This window comes from Cytophagales bacterium (assembly GCA_019456305.1).
GTDB lineage: Bacteria > Bacteroidota > Bacteroidia > Cytophagales > VRUD01 > VRUD01.
This window is the reverse complement of record VRUD01000002.1, coordinates 36,443-53,750: the sequence shown is the minus strand read 5'-3', so window position 1 is coordinate 53,750 and position 17,308 is coordinate 36,443. Positions and strand designations below refer to the sequence as shown.

Below are 17,308 nucleotides of genomic sequence, written 5' to 3'. Positions count from 1 at the left end.
CCAATAACTATTTAAACACCGCTATCCCCCCGCCATAGGTCCCAACCCATTTGTATCCCCGGGAGTCAATGGCAATTGATACGATCGTATTAACAGTTAGGCCTGTTTTTGATTTTTTGTTATAAATTGACCATGTTGCTTCGTTCGAAATTTCAGCTTTTTCCCCGGGGGATCCCTCGCTAACGCCCGGGACAAGTTTTGCAATACCACCCTTATCTGTTCCTATCCAAATATTATCATCCTGGTCAATAGCAACGGCCCAAACCTTATTATCAGGGAGGTCAGAATTACTTTGATCATAGACCTTCCAGCTTTTTGACTCACCGGGAGCAAATGTTACCAGGCCTCCATTGGTTCCAAGCCAGGTATTTCCCTTTTTGTCAAAAGCAATTGATTTAATACGGTTATTGGGCAGCTTTGAATTTGAAGTATTAAGTACCACCCACGGTTGCTTAGATTTTTCAGGGTCAAATCCTGACAGTCCACCTTCATAAGTACCAACCCAAACTATTCCTTTCTGATCAATATTTATTGCTCCAATGATATCACCGGCAATACCTGAATTTGAAGTGTTATAAATTGTCCATTTTGGCAAACCTTCGCTTCCACTGAAAGTTAGTTTTACTATACCCCCGCCAAAAGTTCCAATCCATGTATTTCCTTTTTCATCAACACATATTGATTTGACGTAATTTACAGGCAGGCCAGAATTAGAAGTATTGTAAACCGTCCAGTTACTGCCATCAAACATGGCAATGCCGCTATATTCTGTACCAGCCCACAGATTTCCTTTTTTATCTAGCGCAACCGACCTTATGTAATTTTCCGGTAATCCCGAATTTGAGGCATAAAAGACAGTCCATTTGGGAGAATGTAGAGACGTTGCGTAGAGACGTCCAAATTGGGCGTCTCTACGCAACGTCTCTACATTCTCCTCGCTACCGTTCCCCTCGGAGCTCGAGACTGGCAGGACAAGTTTTGCTACACCACCGCCACTATAGCTGCCAGCGCCTATCCATACATTCCCGTCATTGCCGACTGCTATTGAATTGATCCAGTTTGCAGGAAGTTCTGAATTAATTGTATCATAAATGATCCATTTATTTTCTTGTGCAAGAATTCCATTCGATAATGTGAAAACAAAAAGAAATAATATTCCGACTATAGTTGAGATGATGTTATAGGTTTTCATAGCTGCTAATATTTTATGGCTTTAGTTTAAACTAACGTTGCAAAATGCATAATTTTTCAAAATCACATTGAATACCTTTAAGTCGGCAGTCGACAGTCTCCAGCCGGCAGTCGGCAGTCCATCCCGAGTACTCGGGAGCAGTCGGCAATTGTTTTTTGCCGACTGGGGACTGTAGATTGCCGACTGCCAACTGCCGACTTTATCAATTTTGCCTTTTTGCCGACTGCAGACTGCAGATTTTATCAATTTCGTGTACATTTACAGAGCTAAGATACAGTTTAACACGCTATATTAAACTAAAGCCTATTTTATTTATAAAAGCCCAAATATATGGTTTTTTTAGAACTCTTTAAAAAATCCTAATGATAAAAAAAATTGCCACAAAGCCATAAAGAAAAACTAAAAATTTCTTTGTGGCAGAAAATTCAAATCAACTGAAAATAAAAGAATATCAACCAAACCAAAAAGAGAATAGGCAATAATATTGGTAATGAGTACATAATAATGTAACCAAGGAAAGAGGGCATTTTTATTCCAATTTGTTCAGCAATGGATTTTACCATAAAATTTGGCCCATTACCTATATAGGTCATAGCCCCAAAAAACACTGCAGCAATTGATATGGCAGTCAGTTCAATGATCGAATTTGCATAGCCACCTGCAGCATATATTCTTATCTCAGCCATGTTTTGGATGGTTCCTCCCTTTGATGCGATGCCGGCAGCTAAGAAATTAAGATAAGTAGGGGCATTATCAAGCACAGCAGATAACGCGCCTGTTCCCCAGTATAAGCTGTTTTGATTGATCATTGCCATACCCGCCTCAGAGTTGGCATATTGAGCAACAAGATCAAGGGCAGGTATCATGGTTCCAAAAATACCTATAAACAAAAATGCCACTTCCCTGATTGGTTCAAATTCGAACTCATTGCCTGTTAATGCTTCTTTGTTTGCAAACCTGTACGACAAAACAGCCGTGGAAAGCATGATGAGCTCTCTTAAAAAAGATATCTTTTGTTCCTCATATAATATGTAAGGCACCCAGTCAAATACATTGGGATCAATAAAAACGGCACAGATGATCACCCCAAGCCAAAAAAAGTTTTTGCTTCCTTTAATTGTAACTTTACCGGTATGGTTTTCTATCTGCCCAGACATGTCATCCGTACTGCTAACATGTCTGCTATTATTTCTCTTATCAAAGAAATAAAATACCAACGCAAGAATACAAACCGCAAAAGCCCACGGTATCACATTATGAAATAATGTCCAGAAGAATGGTATTCCCTTTAGGAAGCCTAAGAAAAGCGGTGGGTCGCCTATGGGGGTTAACGAACCACCTACATTGCTCACCATGAATATGAAAAAAACAATGTGATATGCCTTAATCCGGTTTTTGTTTAAACGTATAAATGGCCTTATAAGAAGCATAGAGGCTCCGGTAGTCCCAATAAGGTTTGCAGCAACAGATCCTATGATTAGCAAGATGGTGTTTGCCATTGGAGTTCCATCCCTGTCTATCTTGATCAGAATGCCGCCTGATGCGATAAACAAAGATGCGAGCAATGAGATAAACTGCATATACTCAATCGCAGCATGCATAGGGCTATGTGAATTGTCCAGCATGAAAATGTAATAGATCACAACCAATGCTGCTAAACACACTGAGATTAACGGATACTTTTTATGCCAGAAATGCTCAAAAAATAATGGGCCCATGGCAATCAAAGAGAGAAGCAAAATAAATGGGATGACAGACCAGGCAGAGGGAAGCATGTTGAATTACAAATTACAAATTACGAATGACGAATGACGAATGACGAATGACGATTTTAGAAGGCGTAAAACTACAAAAAAAGTTGACAATTGACCTTGTTAGTCTTTCTTTATTTAAAACCTTTTTTCTGCTTGATAAATAGCGCCACCTACACTATTACGCTTTGCTCCGGTAACTGACTTTAAGCAATTCTCTTCATTCCTCATCCTTAATACACCCAAAAATGCAAATATAAGCGCTTCTTTGTATTCTATTAATTGCTTGTCTGGAATAATGAGCTGGATGTTGGAGGCTGGATGTTGGATATTGCCCTGTAAATTTGTTTCTAAACAAGACATGAGAAAATCATTATAGGTACCGCCACCGGTTATTAAGAGCCGGCATTGTTTATTATGATTGTTTTTAGATTTTATTACTGATGTGATTTGGTATGCGATATGATGGCAAAAAGTATTTAGCTTGTCTTTAATACTGATCCCGGAACTTTCCAATATCGGTAGTATGTTCCCGTCTATCCATTCTTTTCCAATAGATTTAGGATATTTTGACTTGTAATATTTTAATTGATTAAGTTTTTTAAATAATTCAGCATTGTATTTACCCGACATTGCTATTTTTCCATCTTTATCAAAGGGCACATCCAACTGGTTTGCAAAATAATTGAGCACTATATTCATGGGGCAGATATCAAAGGAAGCCCCCCTAAATGATATATTAGCAATACCTCCCAGGTTTAAACATAATTCATATTCCGAAAAAAGTAATTTATCTCCAATTGCTACCAGTGGCGCCCCCTGGCCTCCCAAAGCAATATCCATGGAGCGAAAATCACAAATTACCGGTAACGTGCAAGTAGCTGCAATATATGCCCCATTACCAATTTGTGCGCTGATCAAATTATTACTGACTACCAACAGCCGACTGCCGGCTGTTGACTGGTTTGAGCGATGAAAAATAGTATGCCCGTGGGAAGCAATGAATTCAGGTTTTATTTTTTCTACTTCAATAAATTTTTTGATGATATCACCTAAATATATCCCGTAGTCAATGTCAGTTTTTACAAAAGTCAAAGCATCCAGCTTACTGAGATTTTCGAGCCGTTGTTTCCATTGTGTGTTATAATAAACTGTTTGTGCTTTAATAATTTTGAAATTCCAGCGATTATCTTTATTTTCAAAATGGCAAAATGCTATATCAACGCCATCAAGGGAGGTGCCGGACATTACACCTATTACTTTGTACTTCGAAGCCATAGTATTTTAGAGTTGGCAGCGGCAGCAGCAGGAGGCAGGACTGCCAACTGCCGCTGCCTACTGCTGCTTGTTTGTATTGAGTCGTTGAGTTGTCTGAAGTCATCAGGCAACTCTGATTGAAGAAGTCGTCTGGCGACTTTGGGTTGTTTTTTAAGACCTTTCTAAAGATAAATAGTTCTTATTTTAATTAAAATTAAAATACTGAAGTCGCCAGACAACTTAGTTCCCAACCATCACAAACGCCCCCCAATAATAAGGATGTTTATACTTTTCTTTAAGTTCTAATTGCGCTTGTTTAAATGCTTTATGCTTATCTCCTCCCCCGACTGCGTCTGGATCTTCGACCTGCAGCCATTTGGAATAAAACGAAATCATTAGTTCCTGCGTGGTTTGGTCGTTCACTTTCCACAGAGACATGATCACCGATCTTGCACCTGCTGTCTGCAAGGCGCGCTGTAAGCCGTAAACGCCTTCACCATGTTGTACTTCACCGAGGCCTGTTTCACATGCGCTCAATACTACCAATTCTGTATTGTCGAGGTTGAGGTTCATTGCCTCGTAGGCGGTAAGAACTCCAGCCATTTTGCCGCCACCCCCTAAATCCCTACGTGGGGAGACTTTGCCATCCCCTTTCCCTCCTGTAGGGGATAGGGGTTTGCCGGTTCTCCCCTGAGTACTCGGGGAAGTCAGAGAGGAGCTGCTAAAAATCAACCCTGACTTCAACAACGGATTCATCACATAGTAGATCGAATCAATCCCAAAAATATTTCTTCCCGAGATCTCATTATCTGAAAGAAAGTAACCGTGTGTAGCGATGTGTAAGATGGTAGGGCTTTGTTCGGATTTAATGGCATCTTCAGTAGCTGCATTCCATTGGTAGATTTTACTTTTCCGCTTATTTAATTTTAACAATGAGTCAATCATGGATACTTCTTTTTTAGTTCCGGGTAGTATTTGCATGCCTGTGTTTTGGTAGTTGATGTAGCCGTAAAGCGAGGCAGTTTTTTCAGGGACTAAACCTCCGAGGTTTTGAAAACCTCGGAAGTTTTTATCATCTACCAGGTCTTTTGTGTTGGTAACCAACTGCACATCCATTTCCTCTATAAGAAATTTACCTGATTCGGGATTTTGCAGCGTAGCCAGGTTGATCTGGTTGTAAACCCCATCGGGTGAAAACCAGACTTTATTTATGCCTTTCAGTGCTTCAGCAATTTTTGACCAGTATTGCTCATAGCTGTCTTTATCTGATGCCTTAAACTTAATAGAATTTTTATAATTATTGAGGTATTTTTTTTCTAATTCTTTGCCATTTTCCAGTACTACGAACTTTAGTTCGTTAGTTGTTAAGATCAGGACTGCATAATAAACTTTTTCTGTAAAGCCATCTTTTTGGACATGGTAAATAGTGTCTCTAAAAGAAATTTTTTCTACAATAGTACCATATTTTCTGAATCGTATTACCTCCACAGCCGCCTCATCTTCTTTCAATTGTGCCTGTACGTCCTTCCAGTCGTAAATTTTTTTATCAAATTCCTTTGCAAATAATTGAGAATTTTTAGACAATTCCTTTTCCAGCAAATTGGCTTGCGCTTCTAAAGAATCTATACTTACACTTTGTTTTTTTACTTCAGCTATGCTTAGCGTATAAAGCTTACCGAGATAATCTTTGTCAGAACGCCATTGTCTGTATTTTTGGATAAGCGTACTATCATTGCTGCCCAAGATCCGCTGACGTACTTTATTTGTTGCGTTAAATAAAAGGGCCTTGGTTGAAAGGCGATAATTGTACACATTTGCAAGTAATTCCCTTTCTTTTTCAGCTGTACGGAATTTGGAGGTTGAAAATGCAAATCCATAAAACTTCTCAAACTCACCCTTGATCGTTTCATAAAATGCTCCTTTTTCTTTTTCATTCATAGAGGGGAAATAAACATGGATATGGTAAAGATATTTATACATTAAAGGTTGATAGTACATTTCAGCTTTTCTATATTCTCCCATTTTCTCATATACACTTACAAGATTACTGAGGGAAACTGCATAATCAGGATGGTTTGTTCCAAAATGGTTTTTAACAATATTATTTGCTTCTAAATATAATTTTTCTGCTTTACTATAGCGGCCTGTTGTTTTATAACCATTTGCCAGAGACAAGAGAGAACTTGCATAATTAGGATGGTTTTCTCCTAACCGGGTTTTAAATATTTTTAAAGCTTTCAGATCTAATTGTTCTGCTTCTTTATACCTGCCAAGGGTATGATATAACCCTGACAGGCTGTTAAGACAAATAGCATAAACCGGAGTGTTTTCTTCTAACCGGGTTTTAAATATTTCCATGGCTTCTAAATATAATTTTTCTGCTTCACTGTAGCGACCCATTTTTTTATAACTATCTGCTTGAGACAGGAGTATACCTGCATAATCAGGATGGTAAATCCCTAAATGGGTTTTGACTATATTCAATGCTTTTAAAAACAAGTTTTTAGCTTTGCTATACCGGCCCATATTAGTATAAAGAATTGCCAGGTTGTAAAGGGGTCTTATAATCTTAGGATGGTTGTCTCCTAATAGATTTTTAATTATTTTTAATGATTGTAAATATAATTCTTCAGCTTTGCTGTAATGACCAATCGTATTGTATAGAAGTGCCAGGTTGTTGATGGAACTTGCATAATCAGGATGGCTTTCACCTAAGTGTTTTTTCTTTATTTTCAGGGATTCTAAAAGTAGTGTTTCTACATCTATATATTTACCCATATAAGAATAAAGTGTTGCCAGGTTATTGAGTACCAGGGCATATTCAGGATGATTTTCACCCAGCGTGGTTTTATATATTTTTTTTGATTGTAAGTATAATTTTTCAGCTTTGATGTATTGACCCATATCTTTATAAACCATACCAATATTGACTATTGTAGCGGCATAAGAAGGATGGTTTTCACCTAATTGGATTTTGTAGATGTCTAAAGCTTGCAGGTATAAAGTGTTGGCTACAGAATATTTTCCCAATTCATGATAACATAAAGCCAGGTCATTAACAGTCAATGCGTATGCTGAATCTTTACCAAATTCACTTTCAGCCAAAGGCAATGCAAGCTGCAGAAACTCTGCAGCTTTTAGATAATCACCTTTGTAATAATATACATCTGAGCTATCGTAGAGGGCTTGCCATGAAGAAGTTGACAGTTGACAGTAGGCAATAGACAAGGCTGTGCTAAGCAGCAATACCAGGATTAATTTGAAGAAGAGTTGAACGCAAAACGCAAAGCGTATAGCACATAGTGCCAGGTGCAATTCGCCAAAGATTGGAGGGTGTATGGATGTTTTGTTTTTCATAATAAAATATAGATTTAGGACAAATATATTCTTGTATTTATTTTTTTCACTATCTTTGACCCCGTTACAACTAATTAGTGTCTGTCTATAATGTCAAAAATATTCGTTAATGAAAATCCAAAGTTTCAACATTAAGTCGGCAGTTGGCAGTTGGCAAATTTGCTGACTGCCGACTGTGGACTGCCGACTTTTTAATCAACTTACGAAGTTATGTTTTTACTATAATATATTAAACATTCTACTTTATAGACAGACACTAATTAAAGTTGCATATTTTCTGAAAAAGTTATAGCTAAAACTTGTAACGGGGTTTGATGCCAAATTATTAATATAATCACAAATAACAAAAATGCAAATTATGAAATTAAGAAGATTATGTGTATATTTTAGTACTTTCTTTTTAATTAAATTACTTTTATTATCTAACGGGGTTTACGCCCAAAAAGGAAAGATTACCGGAACAGTATCAGATAAATTTGGCCCTTTACCTGGCGCTCATTTAATTATAGTAGGTACAACGATTGGTACAAGCGCTAATGTAAATGGCGTATACACCCTCGAAGCTGAACCAGGCACTTATCAATTAAAGGCGAGTTTTGTTACATACGCTCCCGTAATCAACCCGGTAAAGGTTACTGCCTCAAAAGATGCTACAGTAAGCTTTATGCTTAAGACCGGTAGTATGCTTGATGAGGTAGTTGAATTAGGTTCCAGGACACAATCCCGTTCACTAATGGAAACTGCAGTACCGGTTGATGTGTACTGGCCCAGGGACCTTAGCAATTCTTCTCAAACAAATGTTGGCCAGATCCTTCAATACCTTGCTCCTTCTTTCCACTCAACACATCAAACCATATCTGACGGTACCGACCACATAGATCCTGCAACCTTAAGAGGGCTTGGTCCCGACCAGGTATTAGTATTGATCAACGGAAAGAGAAGGCACACCAGCTCATTGGTGAATGTCAATGGCACCGTAGGTAGGGGAACGGTCGGCACAGACCTCAATGCGATACCAATAGCAGCAGTAGATCACATTGAGATTCTCAGGGACGGTGCAGCTGCTCAATACGGTTCGGATGCTATTGCCGGGGTGATCAATATTGTCTTAAAAGAGCAAACAGGTATCATTTCGGGCAACGTTACCACAGGCATCACGCAGCAAGGTGATGGACTGGTAAAACAAGCCAATGCCAACTATGGATTTGAAATTGGTAATGGAGGATTTGTGAATGTTACGGGAGATTATACTGAAAGAGGATCGGTAAATAGATCAGGGGATTATACAGGGACAGTTTACGGTGATGCAAGAGATTCTAATCTTGATTCGATGGATGTTTTCTGGGCTAATACAGGATATGAAAATCACAGAGTAATGGAGATCGGAAATTCTGCCACCACTAATGCCAGCATGTTTTTCAATTCGGTTGTGCCAATAAAAGCCGGAGTAGAACTATACGCAAATGGGGGGTTCAACTTCAGAAAAGGTGAAGCCAGGGGATTCTACAGGTTTCCTAAAGATGAAAATAAAGTGGTTCTTGAACTTTATCGTTACGGTTTTTCTCCTCAGATACATACCGACATTCACGACCGTTCATTTACTGCAGGCATAAGAGGTGAAAAGAACGAGTGGATCACCGATTTCAGCAACACCGTGGGCAGCAACAAATTTGATTTCACAGTAAAAAACTCAGACAATGCTTCTTTGGGTACTGCTACTCCGACCACTTTCTATTGTGGCGGATTCCAGTACAGTCAGAACACAAGCAACCTGGATATTTCCAGGAAATTCGACAGCCTCTCATGGGTCAATTCTGTTAACATGGCTTTTGGTGCGGAATTCCGTCTTGAAAATTACCGGATAATTGCAGGTGAAGACGCCTCCTGGATTGATGGGAGTGATACGTTGTCTGACGGATCATCAAGAAAAGCCGGTGCCCAGGTTTTCCCTGGTTTTCAACCACAAAATGAATTGATCAAAAACAGGACCAACACTGCAGCTTACATAGATATTGAGACAGAGATAACCTCTAAACTTTTGTTTGGTACTGCTGCACGATATGAACTGTATAGCGATTTTGGTGATAACTTTACCTGGAAATTAGTTTCCCGTTACAAAGTTACTGATCGTATTTCTGTTCGCGGGGCTTACAATACCGGATTTCGTGCACCCTCACTCCACCAGCTATACTTCAATAATTTGAGCACGCAGTTTATTGGAGGAGTAGCAGTACAGGTTGGAACTTTCAACAACCAGAGCACTGTAACCAAAGCTTTCGGCATTAAACAACTGGAACCGGAGATATCAAACAATGCAAGTTTGGGTGTTACCGCTAAGTTAACAGATCACTTGTCATTAACTATAGATGGATATTTGATCAACATTAAAGACAGAATTGTCCTTTCAGGGAGGTTTGATTCAAATGCAGACCCACTTTATGCTAATATACTTGACCCGCTCGGTGCAGGAGCTGCACAATTCTTCACCAATGCTGTTGATACGAAAACCCAGGGAATTGATGTTGTAAGTTCTTACTACGGCAATTTAGGACCGGGACGACTCACTGCCACCCTGGCAGCTAACTTTACCGAAACCAAAGTAGTGGGGGATATTAAAGCGCCTGATCTGTTAAAAGGAAAAGAAGACATACTGTATAACCGTGAAGAGATTTCACGTATTGAAGTTGCACAGCCCAACAGCAAGATCAACCTGCTGCTTACTTATGAAGTTGGAAAATGGTACTTCTTATTGCGTAATACCAGATTTGGCGTGGTAGAATACATTGATCCTAAATTTGAATCAAGAGACCAGGTTTTCTCTCCTAAAATAATTACTGACCTCAGCATTAGTTACAAGTTTAACAACAACCTGAAATTGACGATTGGCGCCAATAATATACTGGATGTATATCCCGATAAGCACGAACACTCTGAGAATATAAACAGCGGCATGTTTGTTTACAGCAGGAGAGTGCAGCAATTTGGGGTAAATGGAGCGTTTTATTTTGCTAAAATGACATTGAGCTTGTAAATATGATAAGTAATTCAGAGAAAAATATCATTTTAAGGTGCGCAAAAAAGTATGATGTTAAAACAGTCATATTGTTTGGGTCTTCTATCAATGAGGATACAGATTATAGAGATATAGACATAGCTGTGAAAGGAGTTAAACCTGGTTTTTTCTTTAAATTTTATGGCGAATTATTTAGAGAACTCCCTAAACCTGTTGACCTGGTTGATTTATCTGATGATACATTGTTTAATAGGTTAATTATCAAAAAAGGATTGAAAATATATGGCTGATCTACCGGAAGAAATATTAGCCCAAAAAGAACATATTGAAATTACATTAGAAAATCTTAAAGATGCAGAAATGAGATCTGATAAAAGTGTTATTGAACTTTCTGCTATTGCTACATTCATTCACAATTTTTATAACGGTATTGAAAATATTATAAAACAGATTTACAAAATAAAACATCTTACATTTCCAAAATCTGAATACTGGCATAAAGAATTAGTTCAAAAAGCTGTTTCGCATGGTATCATTTCAGCATCATTAGCTCACAGACTATATGACTATTTAACCTTTAGGCACTCCTTTGTTCATGGATATGGTTATATGCTGGAAGAAGAGGAGTTGAAAAAATTGTCAGATAATATAACTGATGTTTGGAGCACGTTTTTAAGTGAAATCGAGCAATATTTCAACACAGATCCCGCCCCCCATGAACCTGGCAATTGATATCGGTAATACTACCACCAAGATAGCTCTTTTTGATAAAAATCAATTAGTTAAATTTTATGATAACTTTGATCTTAACAAAATTGTTTCATTCATTATTGAAAAAAAGGTTGATAAAGCTATTATTTCTTCGGTAAAAAAGGATAATGAGCAATTGCTAAAATCAGTAAGTAAGCATTGTGAAATAATTGAATTAGACCATCGTACCCCCCTTCCCATCAATAACCTGTATGAAACTCCACAAACCATGGGCATGGATAGGCTTGCCGCAGTTGTAGGGGCGAATCATCTGTATCGTGAAAACAACTGCCTTGTAATTGACGCAGGCACTTGTATTACCTTTGATTTCATAGACAAAAATAATAATTATCATGGTGGAAGTATTTCTCCCGGAATTGATGTGAAATTTAAAGCATTACATAATTTTGCGGTACAACTCCCGTTACTGAAAAAGGAAATAAAGGAAATAAAGGAATTCGATCTAGTTGGAAAAAATACACATGATGCTATTGAAAGTGGCGTTATAAATGGCACTATCGCTGAATTACAAGGTATCATCAGCGCTTATTTTAGTAAATTTGATGATTTGAAAGTTATTCTTTGCGGTGGAGATGCCAGATTTTTTGAAAAACGACTAAAAGCCCCCATCTTTGTGGTGCCGGAATTGGTTTTAATTGGATTGAATAAAATACTTGAATACAGTTTGAAAAAAAATAACCGCAAAGTTACCCAAAAAAGACAAATAGAACGCGGATGACACTGATTTAGCTGATTTGCGCTGATTTTTTATCTGTGATTATCCGTTTTATCAGCGTCATCAGCGTTCTATTTAGCAGATAGTTATGTAAATTAAAGTCTAAAATCCGCAATCCCCGCAAAGACCCTGAGAACTAGGGGCAAAGAAAATAATTTTTTAATAACTTTGTCCCGATTACCATCGGGATAGGCGACATGGTGCCTTTGCGGTAAAATATATGCTTACATTTTTTTTTTTAAAACCTTTGCGTCTTAGCGTCTTAGCGGTAAAATACATTTTTTCATATTCAATAATTGTTTTTATTGCTCAGAATGATCCCTACGCACAGGATTTAGGCAATTCTCCTTACTCACAGTTTGGGATAGGGGATTTGACCAATACAGCCTTTATCAGGAATATTGCTATGGGTAATACAGGCACCAGCCTGGCACATCCTAATTTTATAAACAATAAGAACCCGGCATTACTTACCCGAAATAAGCTCACCATTTTTGAGGCAAGCCTTGTCGGGCAAAATAAAAAGATTACCACAGAAAGTTTATCCCAAAGGGATGGGAGTGCTAATGTAAGCTACCTGGCTTTTGCTTTTCCTTTACATCAAAAATGGACAAGTAGTGTTGGCCTGAAACCATTTAGTAATGTAAACTATAGCGTATCATTTGTTAGACCAATTTTTATTGATACCTCTGTTGCAACCCCTGACGATGATACTGTCTCATACACTTATCGGGGGAATGGAGGCATTACCGAGCTTTATTGGACAAACGGAATTGAAATTTTAAAAGGTCTTTCTATCGGAATTAATATCTCATATCTTTTCGGCTCCATTATCAATGAATCGGTTTCACAATTAATTGTTGATGACGTACCATACAAAATGGCTTTTCATACAAGGACAACCCTTTCAGATTTTATATTTAAAACCGGTATAGCATATAGACAAAAAATATCCGGTAAGACATGGTTCAATATAGGAACAGCTTATGACTTTGGTTCTAAAATCAATATATCTAAACACAATGCAAAAAGAGATTTTACTATTCAAAGGCAGGTAGAAGACAATTTTGGATTTGATCAAATCATTTCAACCGATACAATTATGAACGATTCGTTAGGTAATGTAAAATTACCTGGCAGATTTCAGTTTGGATTAGGTATTGATAATCCAGGGCATTGGTCTGTTGCTGCTGATTTTTCTACATACAACTGGTCATCTTTCCGGGATTTTAATGTTAGCAGCCAGACTCTACAAAACAGCTATACTATTAGTTTGGGAGGAGAGTTAATTCCTGACATCCGCTCTGTGAATAACTACCTGAAAAGGATCACTTATCGTACAGGATTTAGTTATTCTAAAACCCCGATAAAATTAAAAAATCAGCAAATAGAAAATATTGGTATCAATTTTGGTGTATCTTTGCCAGTTAGGAAAAGTAAGTCTCATTTAAACCTTGCATTTATTATAGGTCAAAGAGGAACAACAAGTAATGGCCTTATTAAAGAGCGATATTTTAGGATTTATGCAGGTATTTCAATTAATGATAAATGGTTTGTGAGGCGGAAAGTGGATTAGAAATGTGGGCATCTCTAAAAACTACATATTTTTTAAAACACACCCCTTGCCCCTCTTGATAGAGGGGAATGTATGGTGTAGTTTTTAGAGATGCCCATGTGTTCACGTTGCTTTCATTCTATTTGAAAGAGATTGCTTCGCTGCGCTTGCAACATGAACACACAAACACATAATCATGAAAAAGATATATTTATTTATCGGGATTTTGCTTTGCTTGACAATCTTTAATCTTGAATCAAAAGCCCAGAATGATTGGGATTGGGGACTTAACAGGCAAATTGCAGAAGAAAAATACATCCTGTATACAGACTACCTTAATCAGAAAGATTATGCCAACGCAATAATTTATATAAGGTGGCTTTTGGAAAATACTCCTAAGCTGAATAAATCACTTTATATTGATGCTTCAAAAATATATGGCAAGATAGTAAAAACAACGAAAGATGCAGAACTGAAAATAGCTTTACAGGATTCCGCATTATTGATGTTTGACCTGCGTATCCAATATTTTGGCGACACAGCCAAAGCAACAAACAGAAAAGGTTTAAAGGCTTGGTTGTATTTAAAATCCAGAGAAGGTACAACCGATCAGCTTTTTGATCTTTATGAAAAGATATTCAGATTAAATGGGTTTAATACTTTTGCCTATAATACCAAAGCATATATGGACCTGGTATGCAAGAAAAAGAAAAAAGGAGATCTCACTGACGAGGAGGTGCTTGATTATTACGGTAAAATAATTGGCATTATTGATTTTAATATCGACCGGGGAAAAAAAGTTGAGAGCTGGCAAAAAATGAAAAACGAGGTTAACAAATTACTTACTACCTGCGTTAGCGTTGACTGCGATTTTGTGCGTAATAATCTTGGCCCGAAGTTTCGCGAAAATAAAGATGATATCAAGCTGGCTAAACAGATATACAGCCTTATGTTAACCGCTAAATGTGCAAAAGACCCGCTTTTTATTGATGCAGCAGAGACTATAATAAGTAAAGAACCAAGTTTCGGTTTAATAATAACGACTGCCCGTATCTGCAAAGCGCTTGAGCAATTTGACAGAGCCCTAAAACACTGCAATACTGCATTACCATTGGCTGATAATGCATATAAAAAAGGAACCTGTTATTATGAGATAGCAGATCTGTATAGCAGAAAGGGACAAAAAGCACAGGCAAGGTCCTATGCCAGAAAAGCGCTTTCCGCTGATCCAGGCAAAAAAGAAGCCTATATTCTGATAGGTAATCTGTATTACAACAGTGCAGCGGATTGTAAAGTTGAAAAGAATGAAGTAATTTCAAGAGCTTGTTACTTTGCTGCTTATGATCAATATGAGAAAGCCGGGGCAAAAAATAAAATGGAAATGGCTAAAGCCCAGTTCCCTACTATGCAACAAATTTTCGGGCTAACGATGGATAAAGGACAGGTTATAAATACCGGCTGCTGGATCAATGAGAATGTGAAGATTAGAAGGAGATAGTTGGTCCCGAGTACTCGGGAGCAATGGGCAGTTGGCAATTGTCCTGATTCTTCTGACTTATTGCATTAATTGCCAACTGCTTTTTGGTCCCGCCTCAGGCGGGACCAACTTATGTATAAATTTTGAAATTCCGGTACTATAAAATATGAATCAGTCATTTTTATTATTAGTATGCTTTATAACAATGTCTATCTCCTGCACATCCTCAAAAGATGACCTCAAAGATATGAAAACCTACGATGGCCCTCTTATTGAATTGCATGATATTGAAACCCTTTATAGTGATTCTGCAATTTTACGGATAAAATTACGGGCGCCATTAGAATATGAATTTCAAAATGGAGACAGGACATTTCCCGAAGGATTAAATTTGATCTTTTATACAGAATATGAAGAAGTATCCTCAACTTTGAGATCAAATTTCGGTAAGTTTGATAAAAAGACCGGAATTTATAATGTAACCGGGAATGTGATCATTAAAAACAAACTGGAAAATGAACAGTTAAATTGTGAAGAATTGAATTGGAATCCTACCGAACAAAGGATATTTACAGATAAATTTGTAAGGATAGAAACACCCAAAGAGATCTTAATGGGTGAAGGACTTGATGCCAACGAGGATTTTTCGAAATACAAAATTTTAAAACCTACAGGTGTTTTTACAATTAGCGAATAAATGGAGATAAGCATCATCATCATTGCATTAATTTTTTCAGCTCTTTTTTCAGGAATTGAAATAGCATTCATTTCTGCAAATAAACTCCACATTGAATTAGAAAATAAACGAAGAAATATCAGTGGTAAAATACTGGGACATTTTCTTAAAAAACCTTCCAAATTTATTACTGCCATACTTATTGGGAATACTATAGCATTGGTAGTGTTTGGAATTTTTATGGCAAGCATTTTAGAACCAACTATATCAGCAATATTACCAGAATTTATTAATAACGAAATAAGCATTTTGCTTATACAAACCTTAATTTCAACGACCATCGTTCTGGCAGTGGCAGAATTTTTACCCAAGAGTATTTTCATGATAAGCCCGAATAAAATGATAGAGATATTTTCAATCCCTATGTACATCATTTACTATTTATTGTACCCGCTTGTATATTTGATAGCCTCACTTTCACAAGTTGTAATAACCAGGATCTTTAAACTTGAATATTCTGAAGAAAAACCGGTATTCGGACTTACTGACCTGACTAATTACATTAATAGTAAAAGTCAACATGGAAATTTGAATAAGGAACAGGATATTAACACTAAAATTTTTAACAGGGCGATTGAATTTAAAAACCTAAGCGTGAGAGATTGTCTGATCCCACGTGCAGAAATTGTTGCAGTTGATATTAAAGATGGAATAAAAGCATTAAAAAAAGCATTTATTGAGAGTGGCCATACAAAAATATTGGTTTATAAAAAATCTATTGACAACATCATAGGCTACTGTCATTCATCAGAAATGTTTAAAAAACCTAAAAAAATACAGGATATTCTCACGAAAATCTCTATTGTGCAGGAAACATTACCGGCAAACCAATTGTTTGTAAAATTTATTGCTGAACGCAAAAGTTTGATGTTGGTGGCAGATGAATTTGGAGGCACTTCCGGAGTGGTCAGTATTGAAGATGTTATTGAAGAAATATTCGGTGAGATCCAGGATGAATATGATAAAGAGGTAAAAATAGAACAACAAATAGATGAAAATAACTACATCCTAAGCGCAAGACACGAAATTGATTACCTCAATGACAAGTACAATTGGAATATACCTAAAGACGAATACGATACATTGGGAGGTTTTATTCTTATGGTAAATGAAGATATTCCTAAAGTGAATGATATAATAAATATTTCTCCCTTTACTTTTAAGATCTTAACGATGGATAACGCCCGGATAGAAACCGTTAAGCTTACTTTGAAAAAATATTTAACTGATTAAGGGTTGATGGCAAAATGAATTTGAGCACCTAAAAGTGTTCAAATTTAATGAAAAAAATTTAATTTTGTTCTCTGAAAATATTTTTTAATTTTGGGGAGTATTTATGATAGAAAATGAATTAAGCGAAATTTAGCCAAGCCCTGTAGGGGCGATATTATGGTAAAAAATGAATCAAACAAAAAACTCCCAAGCCCTGTAGGGGCGACATTATGGAGTAGTAGTAAAAAATCAAACATGCATAATTCAACATT

The 17,308-nt window shown here is 37.0% G+C and carries 12 protein-coding genes; 8 read left to right on the top strand and 4 right to left on the bottom strand.

Annotated elements, in window-relative coordinates; genetic code table 11:
- Positions 1-7: 7 nt before the first annotated feature.
- The 4 genes from FVQ77_00720 to FVQ77_00705 all read right to left on the bottom strand — a co-directional run bounded on the left by FVQ77_00720 (position 8) and on the right by FVQ77_00705 (position 7,557).
- Positions 8-1,192 (bottom strand): hypothetical protein, encoded by a 1,185-nt coding sequence (locus tag FVQ77_00720; protein MBW8048870.1) that lies wholly within the window; start codon positions 1,190-1,192, stop codon positions 8-10.
- A 425-nt stretch (positions 1,193-1,617) separates the two neighbouring features.
- The gene (locus FVQ77_00715) at positions 1,618-2,967 is read right to left on the bottom strand and encodes a citrate transporter (GenBank protein ID MBW8048869.1); all 1,350 of its coding nucleotides are present in this window, start codon (positions 2,965-2,967) and stop codon (positions 1,618-1,620) included.
- A 114-nt stretch (positions 2,968-3,081) separates the two neighbouring features.
- Positions 3,082-4,221 carry an anhydro-N-acetylmuramic acid kinase gene (locus FVQ77_00710; GenBank protein MBW8048868.1) on the bottom strand — a complete coding sequence of 380 codons (1,140 nt, stop codon included), beginning with the start codon at positions 4,219-4,221 and terminating at the stop codon, positions 3,082-3,084.
- A gap of 219 nt (positions 4,222-4,440) precedes the next feature.
- Positions 4,441-7,557, bottom strand: coding sequence for a DUF3856 domain-containing protein (locus FVQ77_00705; protein ID MBW8048867.1), 3,117 nt, complete (start codon positions 7,555-7,557; stop codon positions 4,441-4,443).
- Between the two features lie 358 nt (positions 7,558-7,915).
- On the opposite strand from FVQ77_00705, the gene FVQ77_00700 reads away from it, so the two are divergent.
- The 8 genes from FVQ77_00700 to FVQ77_00665 all read left to right on the top strand — a co-directional run bounded on the left by FVQ77_00700 (position 7,916) and on the right by FVQ77_00665 (position 17,057).
- Positions 7,916-10,588: a TonB-dependent receptor gene (locus FVQ77_00700; GenBank protein MBW8048866.1), complete on the top strand. Its 2,673-nt coding sequence runs from the start codon at positions 7,916-7,918 to the stop codon at positions 10,586-10,588.
- 2 nt (positions 10,589-10,590) lie between these two features.
- A complete protein-coding gene (locus FVQ77_00695; protein ID MBW8048865.1) occupies positions 10,591-10,860 on the top strand; it encodes a nucleotidyltransferase domain-containing protein in 270 nt (89 codons plus the stop codon).
- Complete coding sequence (locus FVQ77_00690) at positions 10,853-11,302, top strand: hypothetical protein (GenBank protein ID MBW8048864.1); 450 nt, start codon at positions 10,853-10,855, stop codon at positions 11,300-11,302. The genes FVQ77_00695 and FVQ77_00690 overlap by 8 nt, the downstream gene beginning before the upstream one ends.
- Positions 11,286-12,059, top strand: coding sequence for a type III pantothenate kinase (locus FVQ77_00685; protein ID MBW8048863.1), 774 nt, complete (start codon positions 11,286-11,288; stop codon positions 12,057-12,059). The genes FVQ77_00690 and FVQ77_00685 overlap by 17 nt, the downstream gene beginning before the upstream one ends.
- Positions 12,060-12,276: 217 nt before the next feature.
- Positions 12,277-13,632, top strand: coding sequence for a hypothetical protein (locus FVQ77_00680; GenBank protein ID MBW8048862.1), 1,356 nt, complete (start codon positions 12,277-12,279; stop codon positions 13,630-13,632).
- 175 nt (positions 13,633-13,807) lie between these two features.
- Entirely contained in the window at positions 13,808-15,109 is a 1,302-nt protein-coding gene (locus tag FVQ77_00675; GenBank protein MBW8048861.1) for a tetratricopeptide repeat protein, read from the top strand.
- Between the two features lie 145 nt (positions 15,110-15,254).
- Positions 15,255-15,785, top strand: a complete 531-nt coding sequence (gene lptC, locus FVQ77_00670) for an LPS export ABC transporter periplasmic protein LptC (protein MBW8048860.1) — start codon at positions 15,255-15,257, stop codon at positions 15,783-15,785.
- On the top strand, positions 15,786-17,057 hold the full coding sequence (locus FVQ77_00665; GenBank protein ID MBW8048859.1) for an HlyC/CorC family transporter: 1,272 nt from the start codon (positions 15,786-15,788) through the stop codon (positions 17,055-17,057).
- The last annotated feature ends 251 nt before the right edge of the window (positions 17,058-17,308 follow it).

Excerpts from the sequence above, each read along its gene's own strand:
- FVQ77_00720 (MBW8048870.1), bottom strand. The coding sequence starts at position 1,192 with ATGAAAACCTATAACATCATCTCAACTATAGTCGGAATATTATTTCTT.
- FVQ77_00715 (MBW8048869.1), bottom strand. The coding sequence starts at position 2,967 with ATGCTTCCCTCTGCCTGGTCTGTCATCCCATTTATTTTGCTTCTCTCT.
- FVQ77_00710 (MBW8048868.1), bottom strand. The coding sequence starts at position 4,221 with ATGGCTTCGAAGTACAAAGTAATAGGTGTAATGTCCGGCACCTCCCTT.
- FVQ77_00705 (MBW8048867.1), bottom strand. The coding sequence starts at position 7,557 with ATGAAAAACAAAACATCCATACACCCTCCAATCTTTGGCGAATTGCAC.
- FVQ77_00700 (MBW8048866.1), top strand. The coding sequence starts at position 7,916 with ATGAAATTAAGAAGATTATGTGTATATTTTAGTACTTTCTTTTTAATT.
- FVQ77_00695 (MBW8048865.1), top strand. The coding sequence starts at position 10,591 with ATGATAAGTAATTCAGAGAAAAATATCATTTTAAGGTGCGCAAAAAAG.
- FVQ77_00690 (MBW8048864.1), top strand. The coding sequence starts at position 10,853 with ATGGCTGATCTACCGGAAGAAATATTAGCCCAAAAAGAACATATTGAA.
- FVQ77_00685 (MBW8048863.1), top strand. The coding sequence starts at position 11,286 with ATGAACCTGGCAATTGATATCGGTAATACTACCACCAAGATAGCTCTT.
- FVQ77_00680 (MBW8048862.1), top strand. The coding sequence starts at position 12,277 with ATGCTTACATTTTTTTTTTTAAAACCTTTGCGTCTTAGCGTCTTAGCG.
- FVQ77_00675 (MBW8048861.1), top strand. The coding sequence starts at position 13,808 with ATGAAAAAGATATATTTATTTATCGGGATTTTGCTTTGCTTGACAATC.
- lptC (MBW8048860.1), top strand. The coding sequence starts at position 15,255 with ATGAATCAGTCATTTTTATTATTAGTATGCTTTATAACAATGTCTATC.
- FVQ77_00665 (MBW8048859.1), top strand. The coding sequence starts at position 15,786 with ATGGAGATAAGCATCATCATCATTGCATTAATTTTTTCAGCTCTTTTT.